20 protein-coding genes are annotated in these 18,976 nt (G+C 66.5%); 10 read left to right on the top strand and 10 right to left on the bottom strand.

The features are described from left to right. Positions 1–1,678: tetratricopeptide repeat protein (locus HY726_18075; protein ID MBI4610903.1), on the top strand; the 1,678-nt coding region annotated here is incomplete at its 5' end. A gap of 46 nt (positions 1,679–1,724) precedes the next feature. On the opposite strand, the gene HY726_18070 is transcribed toward HY726_18075, so the two are convergent. Both HY726_18070 and HY726_18065 read right to left on the bottom strand, forming a co-directional pair. After that, the gene (locus tag HY726_18070) at positions 1,725–2,021 is read right to left on the bottom strand and encodes a hypothetical protein (protein MBI4610902.1); all 297 of its coding nucleotides are present in this window, start codon (positions 2,019–2,021) and stop codon (positions 1,725–1,727) included. 20 nt (positions 2,022–2,041) lie between these two features. Further along, positions 2,042–2,767 (bottom strand): hypothetical protein, encoded by a 726-nt coding sequence (locus HY726_18065; GenBank protein ID MBI4610901.1) that lies wholly within the window; start codon positions 2,765–2,767, stop codon positions 2,042–2,044. A 275-nt stretch (positions 2,768–3,042) separates the two neighbouring features. On the opposite strand from HY726_18065, the gene HY726_18060 reads away from it, so the two are divergent. After that, the gene (locus HY726_18060) at positions 3,043–3,471 is read left to right on the top strand and encodes a TRAP transporter large permease subunit (protein ID MBI4610900.1); all 429 of its coding nucleotides are present in this window, start codon (positions 3,043–3,045) and stop codon (positions 3,469–3,471) included. Further along, the gene (locus tag HY726_18055; GenBank protein ID MBI4610899.1) at positions 3,446–3,613 is read left to right on the top strand and encodes a hypothetical protein; all 168 of its coding nucleotides are present in this window, start codon (positions 3,446–3,448) and stop codon (positions 3,611–3,613) included. The genes HY726_18060 and HY726_18055 overlap by 26 nt, the downstream gene beginning before the upstream one ends. A 27-nt stretch (positions 3,614–3,640) precedes the next feature. Here HY726_18055 and HY726_18050 read toward each other — a convergent pair whose 3' ends face one another. The 3 genes from HY726_18050 to HY726_18040 form a co-directional block, all read right to left on the bottom strand. Next, a complete protein-coding gene (locus HY726_18050; protein MBI4610898.1) occupies positions 3,641–4,681 on the bottom strand; it encodes a zinc-binding dehydrogenase in 1,041 nt (346 codons plus the stop codon). A 27-nt stretch (positions 4,682–4,708) separates the two neighbouring features. Beyond that, positions 4,709–6,481, bottom strand: a complete 1,773-nt coding sequence (locus HY726_18045; protein ID MBI4610897.1) for a hypothetical protein — start codon at positions 6,479–6,481, stop codon at positions 4,709–4,711. Positions 6,482–6,575: 94 nt separating this feature from the next. Beyond that, positions 6,576–7,355 (bottom strand): alpha/beta hydrolase, encoded by a 780-nt coding sequence (locus HY726_18040; GenBank protein MBI4610896.1) that lies wholly within the window; start codon positions 7,353–7,355, stop codon positions 6,576–6,578. A gap of 249 nt (positions 7,356–7,604) precedes the next feature. Here HY726_18040 and HY726_18035 point away from each other — a divergent pair, with 249 nt between their 5' ends. The 7 genes from HY726_18035 to HY726_18005 all read left to right on the top strand — a co-directional run bounded on the left by HY726_18035 (position 7,605) and on the right by HY726_18005 (position 13,984). Continuing rightward, complete coding sequence (locus HY726_18035) at positions 7,605–8,618, top strand: TRAP transporter substrate-binding protein (GenBank protein ID MBI4610895.1); 1,014 nt, start codon at positions 7,605–7,607, stop codon at positions 8,616–8,618. A gap of 42 nt (positions 8,619–8,660) precedes the next feature. Continuing rightward, positions 8,661–9,335 carry a cyclase family protein gene (locus HY726_18030; GenBank protein ID MBI4610894.1) on the top strand — a complete coding sequence of 225 codons (675 nt, stop codon included), beginning with the start codon at positions 8,661–8,663 and terminating at the stop codon, positions 9,333–9,335. Positions 9,336–9,581: 246 nt separating this feature from the next. Then, a complete protein-coding gene (locus HY726_18025) occupies positions 9,582–10,652 on the top strand; it encodes an amino acid ABC transporter substrate-binding protein (protein ID MBI4610893.1) in 1,071 nt (356 codons plus the stop codon). A gap of 94 nt (positions 10,653–10,746) precedes the next feature. Continuing rightward, positions 10,747–11,625 (top strand): branched-chain amino acid ABC transporter permease, encoded by an 879-nt coding sequence (locus HY726_18020; protein ID MBI4610892.1) that lies wholly within the window; start codon positions 10,747–10,749, stop codon positions 11,623–11,625. After that, positions 11,622–12,542, top strand: coding sequence for a branched-chain amino acid ABC transporter permease (locus tag HY726_18015; protein ID MBI4610891.1), 921 nt, complete (start codon positions 11,622–11,624; stop codon positions 12,540–12,542). The genes HY726_18020 and HY726_18015 overlap by 4 nt, the downstream gene beginning before the upstream one ends. A gap of 19 nt (positions 12,543–12,561) precedes the next feature. Beyond that, entirely contained in the window at positions 12,562–13,272 is a 711-nt protein-coding gene (locus tag HY726_18010; protein ID MBI4610890.1) for an ABC transporter ATP-binding protein, read from the top strand. 91 nt (positions 13,273–13,363) lie between these two features. Continuing rightward, positions 13,364–13,984 carry an ABC transporter ATP-binding protein gene (locus HY726_18005; GenBank protein ID MBI4610889.1) on the top strand — a complete coding sequence of 207 codons (621 nt, stop codon included), beginning with the start codon at positions 13,364–13,366 and terminating at the stop codon, positions 13,982–13,984. A gap of 246 nt (positions 13,985–14,230) precedes the next feature. Here the strand turns inward: HY726_18005 and HY726_18000 are convergent, their stop codons facing one another. The 5 genes from HY726_18000 to HY726_17980 form a co-directional block, all read right to left on the bottom strand. Continuing rightward, positions 14,231–15,436, bottom strand: coding sequence for a CoA transferase (locus tag HY726_18000; protein ID MBI4610888.1), 1,206 nt, complete (start codon positions 15,434–15,436; stop codon positions 14,231–14,233). Continuing rightward, positions 15,433–16,311: a TauD/TfdA family dioxygenase gene (locus HY726_17995; protein MBI4610887.1), complete on the bottom strand. Its 879-nt coding sequence runs from the start codon at positions 16,309–16,311 to the stop codon at positions 15,433–15,435. The genes HY726_18000 and HY726_17995 overlap by 4 nt, the downstream gene beginning before the upstream one ends. 10 nt (positions 16,312–16,321) lie before the next feature. Next, positions 16,322–17,566 (bottom strand): amidohydrolase family protein, encoded by a 1,245-nt coding sequence (locus HY726_17990; GenBank protein ID MBI4610886.1) that lies wholly within the window; start codon positions 17,564–17,566, stop codon positions 16,322–16,324. Positions 17,567–17,576: 10 nt separating this feature from the next. Further along, positions 17,577–17,759, bottom strand: a complete 183-nt coding sequence (locus HY726_17985) for a hypothetical protein (protein ID MBI4610885.1) — start codon at positions 17,757–17,759, stop codon at positions 17,577–17,579. Between the two features lie 110 nt (positions 17,760–17,869). Next, the coding region (locus HY726_17980) for a hypothetical protein (protein MBI4610884.1) at positions 17,870–18,976 on the bottom strand (1,107 nt) is incomplete at its 5' end.

Below are 18,976 nucleotides of genomic sequence, written 5' to 3'. Positions count from 1 at the left end.
TCTCCCACACGGCCCGACGGTCCCGGATACCATCCACGGCGTCATCACGGCGCGCATTGACCGGCTGCCCGAAGAGACCAAGCGGGTCTTGCAGGCCGCGTCCGTTCTCGGCCGGGAAGTGTCCCTCAGGCTCTTGAACGCCACGTGGGAGGGGTCCGGAAGCGTAGAGACCCATCTCTCAGAGCTCAAGCGGATCGAGTTCCTCTATGAACAGACCTGGGCCACGGAACCGGTATATCTCTTCAAGCACGCCCTGACGCAGGAGGTGGCTTACGAGAGTCTCCTGACCTCTCGCCGCCAGGCCCTCCACGCGGCGGCCGGTCAGGCCCTCGAGGGGCTCCATGCGGATCGCCTCGAGCAAGTCTACGATCGCCTGGCGTACCACTACTCGAAGACCGAGGATTCTGCGAAAGCGGTCGAGTATTTGGTTCAGTTCGCCAGACAGGCGACGCGGAAGTTTGCCCATGCCGAAGCTGTCAAAGCCCTTCACGAGGCCTTGGGTCATGTGGAGCGCTTGTCGGCCGAGGAGTGGGAGGCTCGGCTCATGGACATCGTGCCTCGTCTTGCCCGCTCCCTCTCAGCCCTAGGCCGCTTCCAAGACGCCCTCGATCTCCTCCTTCGCCAACGGGACCGCGTCGAGCAACTCCAGAACCCCTTGATAACTGGCCGCTACTATCTACTGTTGGCTCGCACTTATACGTTCCTAGCCGATCACGAGGGGACGGCCCAGAGCGCCAATAGAGCTATTGAGGAGGCCATGCAATGCAATGACGAGGCGACGATGGGGAAAGCCTACTATGTGCTCGCGTTGGAAGATTACAGATCTGGGCAGTTGGAGCCGGGTGTGGAACATGGCCGAAAGGCCGTCTCTCTGCTGGAACGGACAGAGGAACGGTCATGGCTGGGCATGGCCTACTTCGTCGTAGCAATGAATTATGGGTTTCTGGGAGACCTTGAACCGACTCTGGAGGCTGCAGCCCAGGCCTACGCCATCGGAGAGGCCCTCGGGGACCCGCGTATTCAGACCCCCGCCGCTTGGGTGATGGGGGATGTCTATGTGATGAGAGGGGAATGGGAGGCGGGGATCGAGACGTGTCAGCGAGCCGTCAAGCTCGCGCCCGACCCTCACAACACTACCGATGCCTTGGCTCATTTGGGGATCGCCTATATGGAGAAGGGAGATCTCGCCCAGGCGATCGCCTTGCTCGAGCAGTCGGTGCAGCAGTGGAGCCTGTTTCGGCTCCGTCAAGACCAGGCCATGTTCACAGCATTTCTGAGCCGCGCCTATCTTTTGAACGGCCAGCAAGAAAAAGCGCTCAACCTTGCGATGCGGGGCTTAGAACTCGGTTGGGGCACGAAGTATTCGCAGGCGGTCGGACTTGCCCAGTGGGCCCTCGGCTTGATTGCCCAGGCGAGAGGCAAGTTCTCAGAAGCAGAGAGGCATTTCAAAGATGCTCTCGGAACCTTTACCTCGATCAATGCCCGATACTTCGTGGGACGCACCCACCTGGACCTGGCCGCCCTCACCCATGCCCGTGGAAACCGTGAAGCGGCCAGGACCCACCTGAAGGAGGCTCACGACCTGTTCACGGCCTTGCGCGTGCCCAGGTACGTTGAGCGAACCGAGCAGCTCGCCATGGAGTTCGGGGTGCCCCTCTCGGAGGAGCCCCCCCGATGATGTCTGGGGCTCGCTCAAAGAGGTGCGATCAGATGATGGCGAGAGGTCACCCGCTCTTCGGGGGGCCCATCGTCGGGTCGAGGGGAACCTCGTCAAGGTTCGACGGCGAACTCTTGCGGGAACCGGCTTCTATTTCGTGGACCAAGCGCACGAGAGCTTCGTTCACGGGGGTCGCCACTCCATGCTTCTTCCCCCAGGACACGATCACGCCGTTGATCGCGTCCACCTCGGTCTTCCCGCCCCGCGCGAGGCTCTGAAGCATCGAGGACTTGAGGCGCCGATACCTGAGCCCCACGAGCCGCAGCAACGCGTGCTTCGTCCACAGGCTCAACCCGGAGGCCATTCCAGAGCCCGTGTCGAGACTCAATCTCTCAGGCCGTAGCCTCCCGTGGCCACCGCATAGAGCCGCATCCTCGCTGCGCGGGCAACCCGCACGCCCTCCGTGGCGACGGCGAGGAAGACCTGCCGAGCCCGCTTGTCCGCCAGCATGTCGCCGAGTGTGAGCCCCGTCACGGCGCCCGTGGTGGTAATGCACGAGTTCACGATGAGCTTGGAGTAAAGCGCGCCCCGGATATCCTCGACCAGCTCCGCGGAGTAAGTATGCGCGAGTAAGCGTTTGACGAGCTGGAGGCGGGGCGTCAGGGTGCCGTCGAGCCCGCCGAGCATGAAGCGGCCACTGCTTGTCACCTCGATGTGCCCCGGCCCGACCATCGTGGATCCCCACTCCACGACGCACCCCAAGACCCTGTCGGCGCCGAGTACCGACGAGGCCTCGTCCACCGTGATCCCGTTCTGAAGCGTGACCACAAAGCCGCCCTCGGAGAGTTTGCCCTTCAGCCGCCTGGCGGCGTCGAGGGTGTCGAATGTCTTCACCGCTAGGAAGGCGACGTCCACGGGACCCTCGAGGTCCTCGATGGCCTCCACGGCTCGGAGCCTCCCCACGTAGCGCCCCCGGGCTCCGTGCACGACGAGGCCCCTCTCCTCGATGGCGCGTCGAATCTCGGGACGCTTCACAGCCGCCTGCACCGGGAGCCCGGCTTTGGTGATGAACGCCGCGACAGGGCCCCCAACGGCGCCGGCCCCGATCACCGCGACTCTCGGAGTTCCCGCGGACATCAGGTCGCGAGCCGGCGGCGAGCCGTCGTCAGGGCGGCGAAGCCCGCCATGAGCCGGGCAGTATCGTCGAAGGCGAAGGGGCGTCGGCTGACCAGCATGAATGCCTCCCACGAGAGTCGGGACACGAGCAGGCGAGAGCATTCTGCGCCCGAGTCCCGCACCTCGTCAAGCCGGTCTGCCTTCCGCGCGAACATTCGGCTACGCTCTCTTCACAGCCGCTCATCATCGGCTGCGTCTTCATCTTCTACATGGGAGTGACCTCTGACCTGACCCCGCCGACCTGCCTGTCCCCGTTTGCCGCCGCCGGTATCGCCGGCTCCCCGCCCATGGCGACGGCGATCCAGGCGATGCGCCTCGGGGCCGTGCTCTATATCGTCCCCTTCATGTTCGTCTACGCTCCGCCGCTCCTCATGATCGGCTCGCTCCCCGAGGTGGGCGTGGCCACCCTGACGGCCGGTGTGGGGATCTTCTGCCTGGCCGCGGGGCTCCAGGGCTGGCTCCTCTCGAAGGCGACGCTTGTGGAGCGCGGCCTCCTGCTGGCGGCTTCGCTTCCTTTGGTCACCCCGGGCCTCTACACCGACCTGGCAGGGGCGGGGCTGCTCGCCCTTGCCTTGGTCCTTCAAACGCTCCGGGGAAGGCGGGAGGTGGCGCGTGCGGCCACTCCTTCGCTGGATTAGCCTGCTCGCGAGCGGCCTGGTCCTCTACGCGCTCGGTGCCGCGCGCTTCCACCACCACAACTTCCCCGTCTTCCTGGCGCTTCTCCTCACCCTGGCGGTCGTGACGCTCGTGGTCTTCCTGCTGACCAGGGAGGCGGGCTAGCAGAGGGAAGTCCCGCGCCGTCGCGCGTCAGTGCGAAACCCGCAGAACGACCTTGCCGAAGTGCTTGCGGCTCTCCATGTAGCGGTGCGCCTCGCTCGCGTCCTCTAGCGGAAAGACGCGATCGACGACGGGCTTGAGCCGGCCCGCCTCGAGCAGCGGCAGCATCGCTTCCAGCTCGCCCTTCGTCGTGCTGTTGGCGCCGATCAGCTTGAGCTCCTTGTGGAAGACGTAGGCCACGTTCATCGAGACCTCGTACCCGGCCGTGCCGCCCGTGGTCACGAGGCGGCCGCCGCGGGTGAGGCTCCGGATCGATCTGTCCCAGACGTCGCCGCCCACATGCTCGAGGACGACGTCAACGCCGCGCTTGTCGGTGCGGCGCATGATCTCCTGCTGGAAGTCCTGGGTCGCGTAGTTGATGCCCTCGTCCGCGCCGAGCGCTCTGGCGCGCTCGAGCTTCCAGTCGGCGCTTGCCGTCACAAACACGTAGGCGCCGACGAGCTTGGCGATCTGGACGGCCGCGGTGCTGACCCCGGAGCCGGCAGCGTGGATCAGGACGGTTTCGCCCGGACGGAGGTTGGCGTTGGTCACCAGCATGTGCCAGGCCGTGCCGAACGCGGTGGGGAAGGCGGCGGCCTCCTCCCAGCTCATGCTGTCGGGAATCGGGATGAGGTTGATGGCCGGGAGCTTGACGTACTCGGCGTAGGCCCCCGGCAGATGGGCGCCGAGGTACTTGTAGTCGAGGGCGCAGCGGTTCGGGTGCCCGCTGAGGCACTGCTCGCAGCGCCCGCACGGAACCACCCACCAGGCGGTCACGCGCTGGCCCACGCGCACAGGCGCGCCCGCCTCCGGGTCGATCTCCGCGACTTCGCCGCTAAAGTCTGACCCCAGGATGTGAGGAAAGCCGGGGTTGGGCTTGTAGCGCCCCGAGCGGGCCATCAGGTCGAAGGCGTTGAGGGACACCGCGTGGATGCGGACGACAGCGTCGCCGGGACCGAGCTGGGGTCCCGGAACCTCCGCGTACCGGAGCACGTCCGGTCCGCCGTATTCGAAGTAGATTGCGGCTTTCATCGTCGCTCCGTTCTCCTGACCTTTTGATTAGCTGCCGGCGAAGCTCACATCGACCCGGCCATTGAATTCCGGGACCGTCTCGAAGCGGTGTTCCACGGCGTCATCGACATCGCGGAAGACATAGAGCTCGAGGGGAACACGCGTCGCTCCCGTGAGCGCGCAGTGGAAAGCCCCGGCCCGGGCGTCCCACCCGGCGCCGGCGAGATGAGTGTCGAACTTGCCGCGCGCGTACTCGGCGATCAGCTCGTAGGGGACGTTTCGCTTATCATGCCGGGCGGTCAGCTCCTCGTAACGGCTTAGGAGCGCGCGCCATTCGGCCTCGGAGAACTGCTCGGTGAAGTGGGAGTGGGTGATGGACCCGCCGAAGAACAGGCTGTCCAGCCCGAGGCGGGTGTGGGCGGCGAGGCGCTGGGCTGCCGCTTCGATGTCGTTTCTGCCCCGGTCGCCTCGATAGGTCGTCAAACCGTTCAGGAAATCCCACATGTAGGGCCCGAAGCCGCCGGCACGGTTGTAGAGAAAGCGGCCGTTGGGAAGATACCCCCGAGCGTAGTCGAAGCTGGGGTAGTGGTTGAAGACCACGAAGAGGTCGCGCGTGTCGGGAAGGTAGTCGAGCGCGTAGCTCATCGAGCCGTAGGGCGCGGGCCGCCAGTCCACGTGGATGTCGGTCCAGCGCTCGTCCGGCAGCGTGATGTTCATCTTGAAGCAGATCCCGCGCTCCTTGAGGAGGGGCACCACCGGCGAGCTGTATTCGTGGTCGTGGTCGCTGAGGATCCTGGACGGCCGGACCCCCCACCGGGCGAAGAGCTCATCCACCTCCTTCATGATGGCGCGCAGCTCCGGCTCCGGGTACGGCCCGCGCTCGTCGCCATAGAAGATGCTCGTGCCGGGTGCCAGGGTGTGGGGGGCGAACTGGGCCCGACCGCTGGCATGGAGCTCGGAGATCCTGCGCGCGCCGTCGCCCGTGACCGCCCGCATGCAGAGACAAAGGGAGGGCGTGTGCCCGAACTCGTTGAGCACGTCCACGAAGCGAAAATCCTGGGCCGTGCGCCAGAGGCCGTTACAGTCGTCGAAGCGGAGTCTGACGAACGGCGGCATCGCCTTCATCACGAACGGTTTCCGCGCGCCCCAGACGATGGACTTCCAGAAGAGGTCGTCCAGACCGTGGGCGTGGCCGAAGTACTGGAGGAGCCAGAGCCTGGGCGAGACGAGCCATTGGACCGCGCGGCCCTGGCCGATGCGTGTCGCGATCACCGCGGGAGCGCCTGCCGCCGTTTCCGCGAGGATAGAAGCCCCCGGTCCTTTGAGGCGGGTCAGCGCTATCGGCACCGGCATCCTGAACCGGTGGGTGGCGCCGGCGTCCTGGGTGTAGGAGATGAAGTGGCTGTTCTGCGAGACCACGAGGGCGTCAGCGCCGTCCACGCCGACCCGCCCGCCCGCATGCGACCCGGCGAGGCCGAGCGCATCCGAGAGAGAGTCAGAGTATGCCCCCAGGTCGTGGTCGAAGTTGACCAGGCCAAGGCCCCCTTCGAGCGCGTTCAGGAGCGCTTTCAGGTCTGACGGCTTGAGTCGAGGGCCCAGGTGTTCCTGCGCGATGACGGCGGCGGCGTGGCGGGCGAGGTCGCGCGCGGCGAGTGGTCCTCGGGCGAGGTCGTGGAGCCGGTAGGGCATCCCGAAGTGAGCCAGGGCCGCCAGGACGGTCTCGCCCACGTGAGCGTACTCGCTCTGCGAGCTATCGACCAGGACGAGGAGCGTCGCGTTCCCTTCGCTCTCCCTCGGCGCGCAGAACGACGCGACCGGCATTCATGACCCTCAGAGGCTAGCCGAGCTCCCCAAGCTCCGCCTCCGCCTGCTCCAGCCAGAACCGCATGGGGTCAGACGAGCTGCTGACGCGATCTTAGTGTCGGATCTGAGGAGGGGTCAAGTACGCGAGGAACTCCCTCAGCGCCGCGGTGGTCTCGTCGGGCCGCTCGAGCTGGACGTAGTGGCCGGCTCCCGAGATGAGCACCAGGCGCGCGCCAGCGATGTGATCCCGGAGGAACTGCGCGTACTTCGGGGGGGTGAGCTGGTCATCGGTCCCGCAGATCACCAGCGTCGGTGTGCGAATCTCCCCGAGCCGCGCCATCACGTCGAATGCGTCGCAGGCTCGGAAGTCCCCGATTACCACCGCCTGGGACGTGCTGAGCGTCTGCCGGATCAGCGACTCCAGCAGGTGGCCCGGGGCGCCCAGGCTCACAGCGAGCCGGCTGACAAAGCGCACCCCCTCGGGGTAGTCTCGAGCCAGGAGCTCGAAGATCTTGGGCAGAACACGCAGGCGTGCCCCGGTGCCGACCAGGACAAGCCCGGCCAGGTAGTTCGGATGCGCCAGCGCGAACGCTTGCGCCACCGCCCCGCCCATCGAGTGGCCGCACAGCACGACTTTCGAATGCCCGAGGGCGTCCAGGAGCTCCCGCACGGCCCTGACGTAGTCGGCGATTCTGTCGCAGCCCGGACCGCCGGACTGGCCGTGCCCGGGCAGGTCCAGCGCGACCATCTGCGCGATGTCGGTCAGCTCCTCAAGCTGGCGAATCCAGAGCCCGGCGGCGCCGCCCGCACCATGCACGAGGCAGAGGCGCGTGGGACCGCCACCGGCCAGCAGGTAATGGATCGAGAGCCCGCTTACGAAGGCCGTCGGCATCTGGTTACTCCCCTTGTCCCAGCGAACATTCCACAAACGCTCGGTGGCGCACGCCAGGGGCAGGCTCGCTCACGTGTTAGAGGCCCATTGTCTGGTTCCAGGACATATAGTACATTACCGGCATCTTCAGACCATTGGCCCTGTTGGGGCCGTTGTCGTGCAAGAGCGAGGTCCCGCCCGCTTGCGTGGAATTTGTAACCTGATTGCGTCGCACGGCATCTTGGGAATTCAACGAGGGAGGAACGGAACATGCGAGTGAAGCTGCTTGCCTCCGTGCTGGGGGCCCTGGTCGCGATCTTCGCTATCTCTGACATCGCGCCGGCCCAGACGACGGTCCGCTGGAAAACCGTGGCCACCAGTCGCCCCTTGCCACAGTTCGCACTCTGGACGTGGCTGGCGGACGAACTGGACAGGCGCACGAAGGGGCAGATCAAGGTCGACGTCGTGAGCCTGCCTGAGCTGGGCCTCACCGGCTTCGAGCTGGTGCGGGTCACCAAGGCGGGCCTGGTGGACATCGCCGACATCATCCTCGCCTACGTGGCCGGAGAGGTGCCCGTGGTCGAAGCGGTGGACCTCCCGGGGCTGTATCCGAGCCTCGAGACCTCCATCAAGGCTCACATCTCCTTCCTGCAGGCCGTGAAGAGGTACGAGGACAAGCTCGGGGGAGTCGTGCTGGGGGGCTACATCTGGCCGCACCAGGTCATCTTCAGCCGGAAGCCGATCCGGAGCCCGGCTGACCTCAGAGGGTTGAAGATTCGCGTGTACGGCGCCGGCCAGACGGAGTTCGCGCGGGCGCTCGGGGCGGAGGGGGTCCCCATCACATTCGCCGAGGTCTACACTGCGCTGGAGCGCGGAACCGTGGACGCGGCCTTCACCGGGACCTATCCCGGTTACGCGTTGAAGTGGTACGAGGTAACCAAGTACATGGTGGATGTTAATCACGGCCCGAACAGCGGCGTCCTGGTGGTGAGCAAGCGGAGCTGGGACAGGCTCACGCCCGAGGTTCAGGCGATCCTGAGGAAGCTCGGGGAGGAGTTCAGCGAGAAAGCGTGGGACCTGGGGCGGAAGAACACCAAGGAGGGCATAGACAAGAACGTCGAGAAGGGGATGGAGTGGGTGCCGATGACTCCAGCTATGGCCGCGGCGGTCCGGGAGACGCTGGCGAAGCACGTTCTCCCCGGCTGGGTGAAGCGCGCCGGGCCCGATGCCAAGCTGATCTTCAACCAGTACCTCGCGCCCCACGCCGGGATGAGTGTGCCCTGAGGGCTGTTGATTCGCTGAGGAGGACGCCGGAGGAGGCACGCTGTGCCGCGCCTCATCGACCTGACGATTCCCCTTGCGCCCGGGGTCGGCCACCCCATGTTCCGGAAGGTCCACATCGCCCCGTTCCATGTCCATGAGATCCACCGGCGCTCGAACGCTGACCTCTACATGGCGATCCATACCGCCACGCACATCGACGCCCCCTACCACTTCGTCGCGGGAGGAACGCCGATCGATCGGATCCCGCTCGACCGGCTCATCGGCGAGGGCGTCCTCTTCCGCGTGGAGCCGATCGCCCGGCCGCATCACCGCCTCAGCGTGGCGGACCTTCGGGGCTCGCTGGGCGGAAACGGCAGCGGGCTCAGCGGGAAGGTCGCGCTGGTCGCGACAGGCTGGTCGAACCGCGTCTTCTCCGACGCGCTCCGCTACTTCCAGGACAGCCCGACGCTGAGCCCGGAGGCAGCCGCATGGTTGGCTGACGCAGGGGTGAAGGCTGTCGTCCTGGATTGCGCTACGGACGCCCCTGAGCCGGTCCCGGTGGCCGAACAGGCCATGCCGGTGCATCGAATCCTGCTCGGGCGGGGCATTCCCATCGTGGAAAATTGTATCGACCTGGTGCAGATCCCGGATCGCCGCCACACCCTCTACGCCATCCCCCTGAAGATCCTGGACGAATCGGGCGCGCCGGCGCGTGTCTTCGCCGTGATTGAAGACTGAGGCAGCGCTGCTCCAGGCGTCGCCTTACAGGACTTCGGGCTCACGCCCTTGACAGGGCAGGGAGAATCTGCTATCGGTGGTGCGCACTTCTCCTAATCACCGCAGCTCACTCTGTGCGAGGGAGGCCATGTCATGATGGGATTTGGAAGAAAACCCTGCGGGGGCGCTGTTGCCGTGGCTGTGCTCGCTGGTCTCATGTCCGCAGCTGCGGCCCAGGAGCCAATCAGGGTCGGGGCGTCCATTTCCATGACGGGGACCTACGCGAAGCCCGGGAAATACACCCAGGAGGGGTATCTGCTCTGCGAGAAGGAGATCAATGACAAGGGCGGCCTCTTGGGCCGCAAAGTCCGCTTCGTCGTGTACGACGACAAGTCCGAACCCCCGACGGCCATCAAGCTCTACGAGAAGCTCATCACCGAGGACAAGGTGGAGCTGGTCATGGGGCCCTACTCCAGCCCCGTCACGAATGCTGCCTCGACGGTGAGCGAGAAGTACAAGAAGGTGATGATGGCCTCCCTCGCGGCCACTACCTCGATCTGGGAGCGCGGCTTCAAGTACCTCTTCATGACCATCTCCCCTGCCGAAGTCTACCTGGAGGGGCTGGTCGATCTAGCCGTCGAGCGCGGCCTTAAGACGATTGCCGTGATCAACGAAGATACTCTCTTCTCCAAGGCGGCAGCGAAGGGCACCATCGAGCTGGCGAAGAAGAAAGGGATGCAGGTCGTCTTCCACGAGGCCTACCCCAAAGGGACGACCGATTTCTCGGCCCTCCTCATCAAGATCAAGGCGCTGAACCCGGACGTGATCGCGGCGGGGTCCTACTTCGACGACGCGGTCGCCACGACCCGGCAGATGAAGGAGCTGGACGTCAATCCGAGGATGTACGGGGTCACGGTGGGAGGCGACCTCCCGGAGTTCCACCAGCTCCTGGGGAAGACCGCGGAGTACGTGTACGGGTCCAGCCAGTGGGAGAAGGGTCTTCCCTATCCCCGCATCAAGGAGTTCGTGGCGAACTACGAGAAGATGTGGAACCGGGAGCCCGTCTACCACTCGGCTGCCGCCTACGGGGCCTGCCAGATTTACGCTGAGGCCATCAAGCGGGCCAACTCGCTGGAGTCGGACAAGATTCGCGAGCAGCTCTTGAAGCTCAAGATGACGACCGCGTTTGGTGAGTACCAGGTGGACGAGCGCGGCTTTCAGGTCGCCCACAAGATGGTTCTCCACCAGTGGCAGGATGGGAAGAAGGTGACGGTCTGGCCTTCCCAGGTGGCGGAAGGGAAGCCGCTCTACCCGACCCCTCCCTGGTTGCGCCGCTAATGTCCGCGCGTCTCCGATAGCCCTTAAGGGGGTCTCCTGATGCCGGGAGACCCCCTTTCGTGTCTCCCATCCCTTCTCCGATCCCTCGCAAACAATGATGCCGGTCCAGATCACAGGGATGATGGTCCTTCAGATGGTTGTGTCCGGTCTCCTGGCCGGCGGGCTCTACGCCTTGGTGGCCCTGGGTCTCTCCCTCATCTTCGGCGTCATGCGCGTCATCAACGTGGCGCACGGGGCCCTCCTCATGCTCGGGGCGTACACGACCTACTGGCTCTTCGCTTGGTTCGGGATGAACCCGTTTCTCTCGCTCCTCCTCTCCGTTCCGATCCTTTTCGTGATCGGAGCGATCCTCCAGACGCTCTTCGTCCATCGGGTGGTCTACGCCCCCGAACTCTCCTCGCTTCTCCTCACCTTCGGGATCTCCATCTTCATCGCCAACGTCGCCATGCTGGCCTGGAGCGCCGATTATCGCTCGGTTGAGTTCCTGACGGGCTCGTTCATCCTGGGGCAGATTGCCGTTTCCAAACCCCGCCTCGTCAGCTTTGCCGTCGCCCTCGGGCTCACCGGGCTGGCCTTTCTCTTCCTCAACCGGACCAAGACCGGCAAAGCCATCCGGGCCACCTCCGAGCACCGGGATGTGGCCCAGGTGTGCGGGATCAACGTGCGCCGGATCGACTGGATCACCTTCGGCCTCGGGGCGGGGCTGGCCGGTGCCGGCGGGAGCCTGGTTTCCGTTATGTTCGCAGTCTATCCGGAGATGGGCCAGATCTACGTGTTCAAGTCATTCCTGGTGATCGTGCTGGGCGGGGCGGGGAACTACCCCGGGGCCTTTTTCGGCGGCCTGCTCCTCGGGCTGGTGGAGGGTCTGGCCTCTCTCTTCCTCACCGCCCAGCTCAGCGAGGTCATCGCCTACATCCTCCTCGTGATTATCCTGCTGGTTCGTCCCACGGGGCTGCTCGGGGGCCGGACATGATGACCGGAGTCCTGGGGCTCCTCCTGGCAGCCGTCGGCGGCCTGGCGATCCTGCCGCTGTTCGCCTCGGGCTACCTCATCAGCTTCACCATCCAGGTCTTTATGTGGATGGCCCTTGCGGGGAGCTGGAATCTCATCTCCGGCTTCACCGGCTACGTCTCCTTCGGACACGTGGCCTTTTTCGGGATCGGAGCCTACACCGGGGGCCTCCTCATCACAAAAGCCGGGTGGCACTGGCTGCCCGCTGGCCTGGCCGGGTGTCTGCCGGCCGTGGCCCTGGCCCTTGTGATCGGCTACCCCTGCCTGAGGCTGAAGGGCCCCTACTTCGCCATCGCCATGCTGGGGCTCAACGAGGTGGTGCGCGCCCTGGTCTCCTACTTCGAGGGCTTTACCGGAGGCGGTTCCGGGGTCTCCCTCCCGCCCATCCTTTCAATCGTGCCCGTCTACTACGCGATGGGGGGGGTCGCCGTGGCCGTCACGCTCCTCACCTATCGGATCATCACTTCTCAGTTCGGCCTTCGCTTGCTCTCTATCCGCGAGGATGAAATCGCCGCTGAGGTCATGGGGATCAACACCGCCCTCCTGAAGCTCTACGCCTTCCTCCTCTCCGCCGCCTTCCCGGGGATCGTGGGGGGGTTCTATGCCTGGTACGCGAGCCACATCGAGCCGCTGAGCGTCTTCCCCCTCCTCACGACGATCACGATGATCATCATGTGCCTGTTCGGCGGGCAAGGGACGGTGCTGGGGCCGGTCCTCGGCGCTGTGCTCCTGTCGGTGTTCCAGGAGCTTGTGTGGGCTCGCTTCCTCTTCGTCCACCAGGCCATTTTTGGGGCCCTGATTGTCGGCGTGGTGCTCTTGATGCCCAGGGGGATCCTGGGAGTGCTTCAGGAACGCTACCGCCTGCCGCGGACAATCTAAATGCGCAAGGTTTCCTGTAGTGCGTGACGGGTACATCCTCGAGGTTCGGGACCTCACCAAGCGCTTCGGCGGCGTCACCGCCGTCAACCGCTGCTCGCTGGCCCTCAGGCCGGGAAAGATCTACGGCCTGATCGGTCCCAACGGCTCGGGGAAGACCACGCTCTTCAACTGCGTCACCGGGGTCGAGCCGCGCGATGCGGGGGAGATCCGCTACCACGGGGCGCGCATCGACGGGCTCAAGCCCCACCAGGTGGCCCGTCGCGGGATCGGGCGCACCTTCCAGATCATCCGGCTGTTCCCCGAGCTGACCGCTCTCGAAAACCTCCGGGTCGTGGCGCGCGAGGCCCACGAAGCCGCGTATCGCCGGGCCCAGGAGCTGCTCCGCTTCGTCACCCTGGACCGCCTCCAGCACGAGTACGCGGGGAACCTCTCCTACGGCCAGCAGAAGCTCCTGGAGTTCATCCGCGTCCTGATGCCGGACCCCGAGCTGATCCTCCTGGACGAGCCCGCCGCCGGGGTGAACCGCACGCTCCTGAACGAGCTGCTCCGGGCCATCACCCGGCTCCGCGACGAGGGGAAGACCATCCTGCTCGTCGAGCACGACATGAAGGTCGTGATGGGACTCTGCGAGACGGTCTTCGTCCTCGACTACGGAGAGAAGATCGCCGAGGGGCCGCCCGGGGTGATCCAGAAGGACGAGCGCGTGATCGAGGCGTACTTTGGCCGGTGACGGCTTCCTCCTGACGGTCGAGGAGATCCACGCCGGCTACGGGAAGCTGGAGATCCTCCACGGCGTGAACCTGGAGGTGCGGCGCGGCGAGATGGTGGCCGTCATCGGCCCGAACGGGGCCGGGAAGTCCACGGCCTTCAAGACGATCGTCGGCCTCCTCCGGCCGAAGGCCGGTCGGGTCGTCTTCGACGGGAAGGAGATAACCGGGCTCCGACCGCACGAGGTGATCCGTCTCGGCCTGGCCTACGTCCCCCAGGGCCGGATCGTCTTCCCGCGGATGACGGTGCTCGAGAACCTCGAGATGGGGGCGTACATCGAAAGCAATCCCGCGCGGGTCCGTGAAGCGCTGGAGGGGGTCTACGCGCTCTTTCCGGTCCTGGCCGACCGGCGCTACCAGAAGGCGGGCACGATGTCCGGGGGCGAGCAGCAGATGGTCTCGATCGGACGGGCCATGATGACCACCCCCAAGCTGATCCTGCTCGACGAGCCCTCGCTGGGTCTCTCCCCGAAGTTCGTCACGCTGATCTTCGACAAGCTCATCGAGATGAAGGAAGCGGGCTACACCCTCCTGGTGGTGGAACAGAACGCCGCCAAGGCCCTCTCCGTCGCGGGCCGGGGCTACGTCCTCGAGCTGGGCCAGAATCGCTTCGAGGGACCGGGCCAGGCGCTCCTGAACGACCCCGAGGTCAAGCGCCTCTACCTGGGCGGCTAGGGCAATCGGAGGGGGCCACGACGGCCCCCTCCGAGGCCACCCCCAGGAAGCGGTTGCGCGGGCGAAGCCCGCGCTCGAAGAGTTACTCGGAGGGGGGCTTCGCCCCCCTTCCCAAACACCCCCCGGATCGGTTGCGCCGGCCGAGCCGGCGCTCGAACGCGCTTATTCCAACAGGCTTCTGGCCTATCGGAGGGAGCCGGGCCCCCGGCGCGAAAGCGCGGGGAGCGGGCCGAACAGGACGAGCGCTCAGATCACGCGCGCGGCCTTGAGCCGTTCCTGATCCTGCGGGGTGTAGCCGAGCTCGGCGAGGATCTCCGCCGTGTGCTCGGCGAGGAGCGGGGCCGGGCGCCGGATGGCCCCTCGAGTCTCGGAGAGCTTGATCGGGATCCCCAGGATGCGGGTCGCGCCGGCCGCCGCGTGCTCCACCTCCACGACCATCTCCCGCGCGCGGACGTGCGGGTCGGCGAAGACCTGATCGTAGGTATAGATCGGGCCCGCGGGAATCCCCTCCGCCTCCAGGCGCTCGAGCCAGGATGCCGTGGTCTCGCGCTCGAGCCGCTCCTGGAGGATCGCGGCCAGCTCCTTGCGCCGCTTGACCCGCTCCGCGTTCGTGGCGAAGCGCGCGTCCCGAGCCAGATCCTCCAGCCCGAGGAGGCCGCAGAGCCTGGGCCAGAAATGCTGGGCCGCTCCACCGATGGTGATCCAGCCGTCCTTGGTGCGGAAGGCCTGGTACGGCGCGCTCGTCCGGTGCCCCGGACCGAGCCGTGGTGGCACCTCCCCCGTGGCGAAGTACTGAGCGGCCTCGTACACCGACAGCGCGATAGGGGTCTCGAGGAGCGAGGTGTCCACCCACTGGCCCCGGCCCGTGCGCTCGCGGGCCGCGACAGCTGCTAGAATCCCGATCGCGCCGAACATCCCGCCGCAGAGGTCGGAGATCGGGAGCGGGACCCGGAGCGGCGGACCGTCCTCCTCGCCGGTGATGGACATGAGCCCCGACATCCCCTGGGCGATCAGGTCGAAGCCGCCGCGATCCCGGTACGGTCCGGTCTGGCCGAAGCCCGAGATCGAGCAGTAGATGAGCCGCGGGTTTGAGGCTGCGAGCTCCCGGTAGCCGAGGCCGAGACGCTCGGCGGTTCCCGGCTTGAAGTTCTCGAGGAAGACATCGGCCCGCGCCGCCAGCCTGCGGGAGATTTCGAGCCCCGCCGGCTGCTTGAGATCGAGCGTCAGGCTCCGCTTGTTCCGGTTAAAGGTCATGAAGGGTGCGCTCTGGCCGTTGACGAAGGGCGGCATGCCCCGCGCGCTGTCGCCGCCCTCCGGGTGCTCGACCTTGATGACATCGGCGCCGAGGTCGCCCAGGATCATCGAGCAGTAGGGGCCCGAGAGGTGCGAGGAGAGGTCCAGGACGCGCAAGCCCTCGAGGGCAGGGGCCGAGGGGGGTGGCGACGTGGTCACAGGGGTCTACCGTCGGCAGCGGTCGGGCCATCCCCGGCGACCGTGGTCCGGTGCATGACGCGACGATGCCGGGTCTGGTCCCAGGGCCGGCCCCGGTGGAGGACGCAGCGGTTGTCCCACATCACCAGGTCCAGCACACGCCACGTGTGCCGGTAGACGAACCGGGGTTGGGTCGCGAACTCGAGCAGCTCGCGCAACAGCGTCGGGCCTTCCTCGACAGGCCAGCCGATGATGTGGGAGGCGTGCGAGCCCAGGAAGAGCGCCTTGCGCCCCGTGACCGGGTGGGTCCGGACCAGCGCCTGCTGAACGGGCGGCACCGCCGCGCGCTCGGCATCGGTGAACTGGTCGTAGCCGATCAGCGAGCGCGAGTAGACGAAATTGTGCTCGGCAACGAGGCCCTCGAGGCCGCGGCGCTTCGCCTCGGGGAGCGCGTCCCAGGCCGCGCGCAGGTCGGCGAACTCGGTCTCGCCCCCCTCGGGCGGGAGCTCGCGCGCCGAGAGGAGCGAGGCCATGGCAGGCACGCGCTTGAACGAGCTGTCGGAGTGCCAGAGCTGGTTCCCGGCGTTGTAGATCGCGCGCTCGTCGTCGGCGTCGACGATCCGGCCGTGCTCGTCCACGTTGGCAATCTCGGAGATCTCGGGGCGGGTGACCCGCCGCTTCCGGTCCTTGCGGATGCTCGTCTCGAGGGGCCCGAACCGAAGCGAGAAGGCGATCTGCTGCTCGTCATCGAGGGGCTGGCCCGGGAACACGAGGACGGCGTGCGCGTTGAAGGCATCCCGGATCCGGTCGAACAGCTCGTCGTCGAGCGGGTTCGCCAGATCGACACCGCGGACCCTCGCGCCGAAGGGCTGGAGCTTCTCGACCGAGATCGTCATGGCCCGACTCCTATCGCGGGGCGTCAGCGGGTCGTCGTTCGACCACGGTGACACCGGCCTTCAGCACGAGCCTGATCCGGCGCGGGTCCTGGAGGATCCGGATGTCCTGGAGCGGATCGCCCTCGACCGCGACGAGGTCGGCCCACTTCCCTTTCTCGACGGTCCCGATCTCCCGCTCGAGCCCGAGGCATTCCGCCGCGAGCCCCGCCCCGGCGTGGAGGGCCTGCATGGGGGACATGCCGGCCTCGACGAGGTGCTGGAGCTCCAGCGCGGGGTTCGGGTGGCCGTGCCCTCCGGCGTCGGTGCCGGCCACGACCCTGACGCCGGCCGCGCGCGCGCGCCGGAGGCTCTCGAGATGGTGAGATTTCAGCGCGTGGGAGCGCTCCCGCACGTGGGGGAGCGCGGACTGGCGGTGGTACTCGTAGACGGTCAGCGTCGGGACCAGGAAGATGCCGCGCTCCGCCATCATCGGGATCAGCTCGGGGTCTTCGTCGAGGTAGCAGCCGTGCTCGATCGAGTCGACCCCGGCCTCGATGGCCAGGCGCAGGCCCGGGCCCCCGACCGCGTGGCACATGACGCGCCGGCCCAGGGCGTGCGCTTCGTCCACGAGCGCGCGCATCTCAGCCGCGTCGAAGGCGGGGTCCTTAGGGCCGTGGCCGGCCCGGGAGCTGGCGCCCCCGGTCGTGGCGCACTTGATCACGTCAGCGCCGGCTCGGACCATGGCGCGGACCGTGGCCTTCACGTTCTCGACCCCGTTGGCGACGCTGCCAGGCAGGCTGGGGTCCTGGGCGAAGGGAGAGGTGTGCCCCGACGGGCTGATGCGGTCGCCGATCCCGCCGGTCGGTGAGATGATCGCGACCGAGAGGACCAGCCGCGGTCCCGTAATCAGCCCCTCCTCGATCGCCAGGCGGAAGCCTGCGTCCAGGCCCCCCGCGTCCCGCACGGTTGTATAGCCTGACGCGAGGATCTGGCTCGCGACGCGGGCGGTCCGCAGATGCCGCGTGCTCTGGGGCTCATCGAGGCCCCAACGCCGCACCAGCTCATACCCGTGGAAGGCTAGGTGGTCGTGGCAGTCGATCAGGCCCGGCAGCAGCGTCAGGCCGGAGACGTCCACGACCTCGGCGTCCTTCGACCACGCCGTCGTCCCGGCCGTGGTCACCGCCTCGATCCGTCCGTCGCGGATCAGCACGGCGGCGTCCCGCACCGGCGGCGCGCCGGTGCCGTCGATGAGTGTAGCGGCGCGAAGGATCTTCATGCGGCTCGGTCTACCGTAGCACGGCCGTCTGCTGCCGCTGGATCAGCTCGAAGTCGATCGTGGCGCCCAGCCCGGGCCCGGTCGGGGCGTGGACCAACCCGCTCGCGTCCACCTCGATGTCGTTCACCAGCCCGTACTTCTGCGCCGCCGCCGGCAGGAGCACCTCGAAGAACTCGCCGTTCTTGACGGCCATGATCACGTGGAGGTTCGCCACGTTGTTGCATCTCCGGTTCTTCCTGACAGCCGCAAGGGGCGGGAGGCGTCCCGCCCCTTGCTCAGCGGGCTGGGGTTCCAGCGGCTCCGCTACTTCGCCTTCGCCGCCCAGTCGGGCCGGTGCTCGATCCCGACCAGCTTCATCTCGTACAGCTTCTCACCCCAGAACGCCTTCTGCTTGTCGGCACCCCGCCGCTCGGTGATCTTCTCCCACTCCTTCGCGGCGGTGTCCAGAGCCTCCTTCGGCGACTTGCGCTTGGCCAGGGCTTCGGTAATCTCGAAGGAGAGCTTCCGCTGGTACTCGTTGGCTCCGGGGATCACCGGGTCAGGCACCACGTGGGGGAAACTCTTCTCGATGGCGTCCAGGTACTCGTCAGCGCCCGGGAAGGCTTTGCGGAAGATCGGAGACTTGAGATGCGAGATGCGCCAGGGATCCATGATCGTCTTCGGATCCATCACGATCTTCAGGCTCTGGTCGGGGTGCGAGATGAACTCGAGGACCTTCATGGTGGCCTCTTTCTTCTGGGAGTAGATGGAGACCGCCATGGCGCGGCCGGGGGTGAGTGCGGGCCGATGGATGATCTTGCCGTCGATCTCGGCCCCGGGGACGATCCCGAACCCGGCCTTCCCGATGATGACTGATTCGGCCGGATTTCCGACGCGCTTGCCCGTGCTCGTCCACGAGTAGAGCAGCGGGACCTCGCCCTTGATGAGCATGGTCTTCGGCTCTTCAGACTCGAAGAGGAGCACGCCCGGCGGGTAGTACGGCATCGTCTTCACCATCTCCTCCAGCGCCCGGAGGGCGGCGGCGGAGTTGATGAGCGGCTTCATGTTCGCGTCGAAGTACATCCCGCCGTAGGCGAAGAACCGCGCCCGCCACCAGTGGTAGGAGTAGCCGCTGCTGCTCGGCTTGTACGACGCGCCCGCTCCGAAGAGCTTCCGGTCGGTGCCGTCCCAGCCCCAGCCGTGGAAGAACTCCGCCAGGTCGTCCCACTGCTTGAAGGTCTTGGGGGGCTGGAGGTCGTAGCCGTACTTCGCCTTGAACTTCGCCTTGTTCTCGGGCCGCGCGATGGCGACCTTGTTCCAGAACATGATGTGGATGTCGCCGTCGTAGGGCATGCTGACGACCTTCCCCTGGTGCCGGAGCATCAGCTTCTTGTAGACGTCCGGGATGTCGTCCATGAAGAACTCGAGCTT

This window comes from Candidatus Rokuibacteriota bacterium (assembly GCA_016209385.1).
In the GTDB taxonomy this organism is placed as follows: Bacteria; Methylomirabilota; Methylomirabilia; order Rokubacteriales; family CSP1-6; genus JACQWB01.
This window is presented reverse-complemented; position numbering and strand designations above follow the sequence as displayed.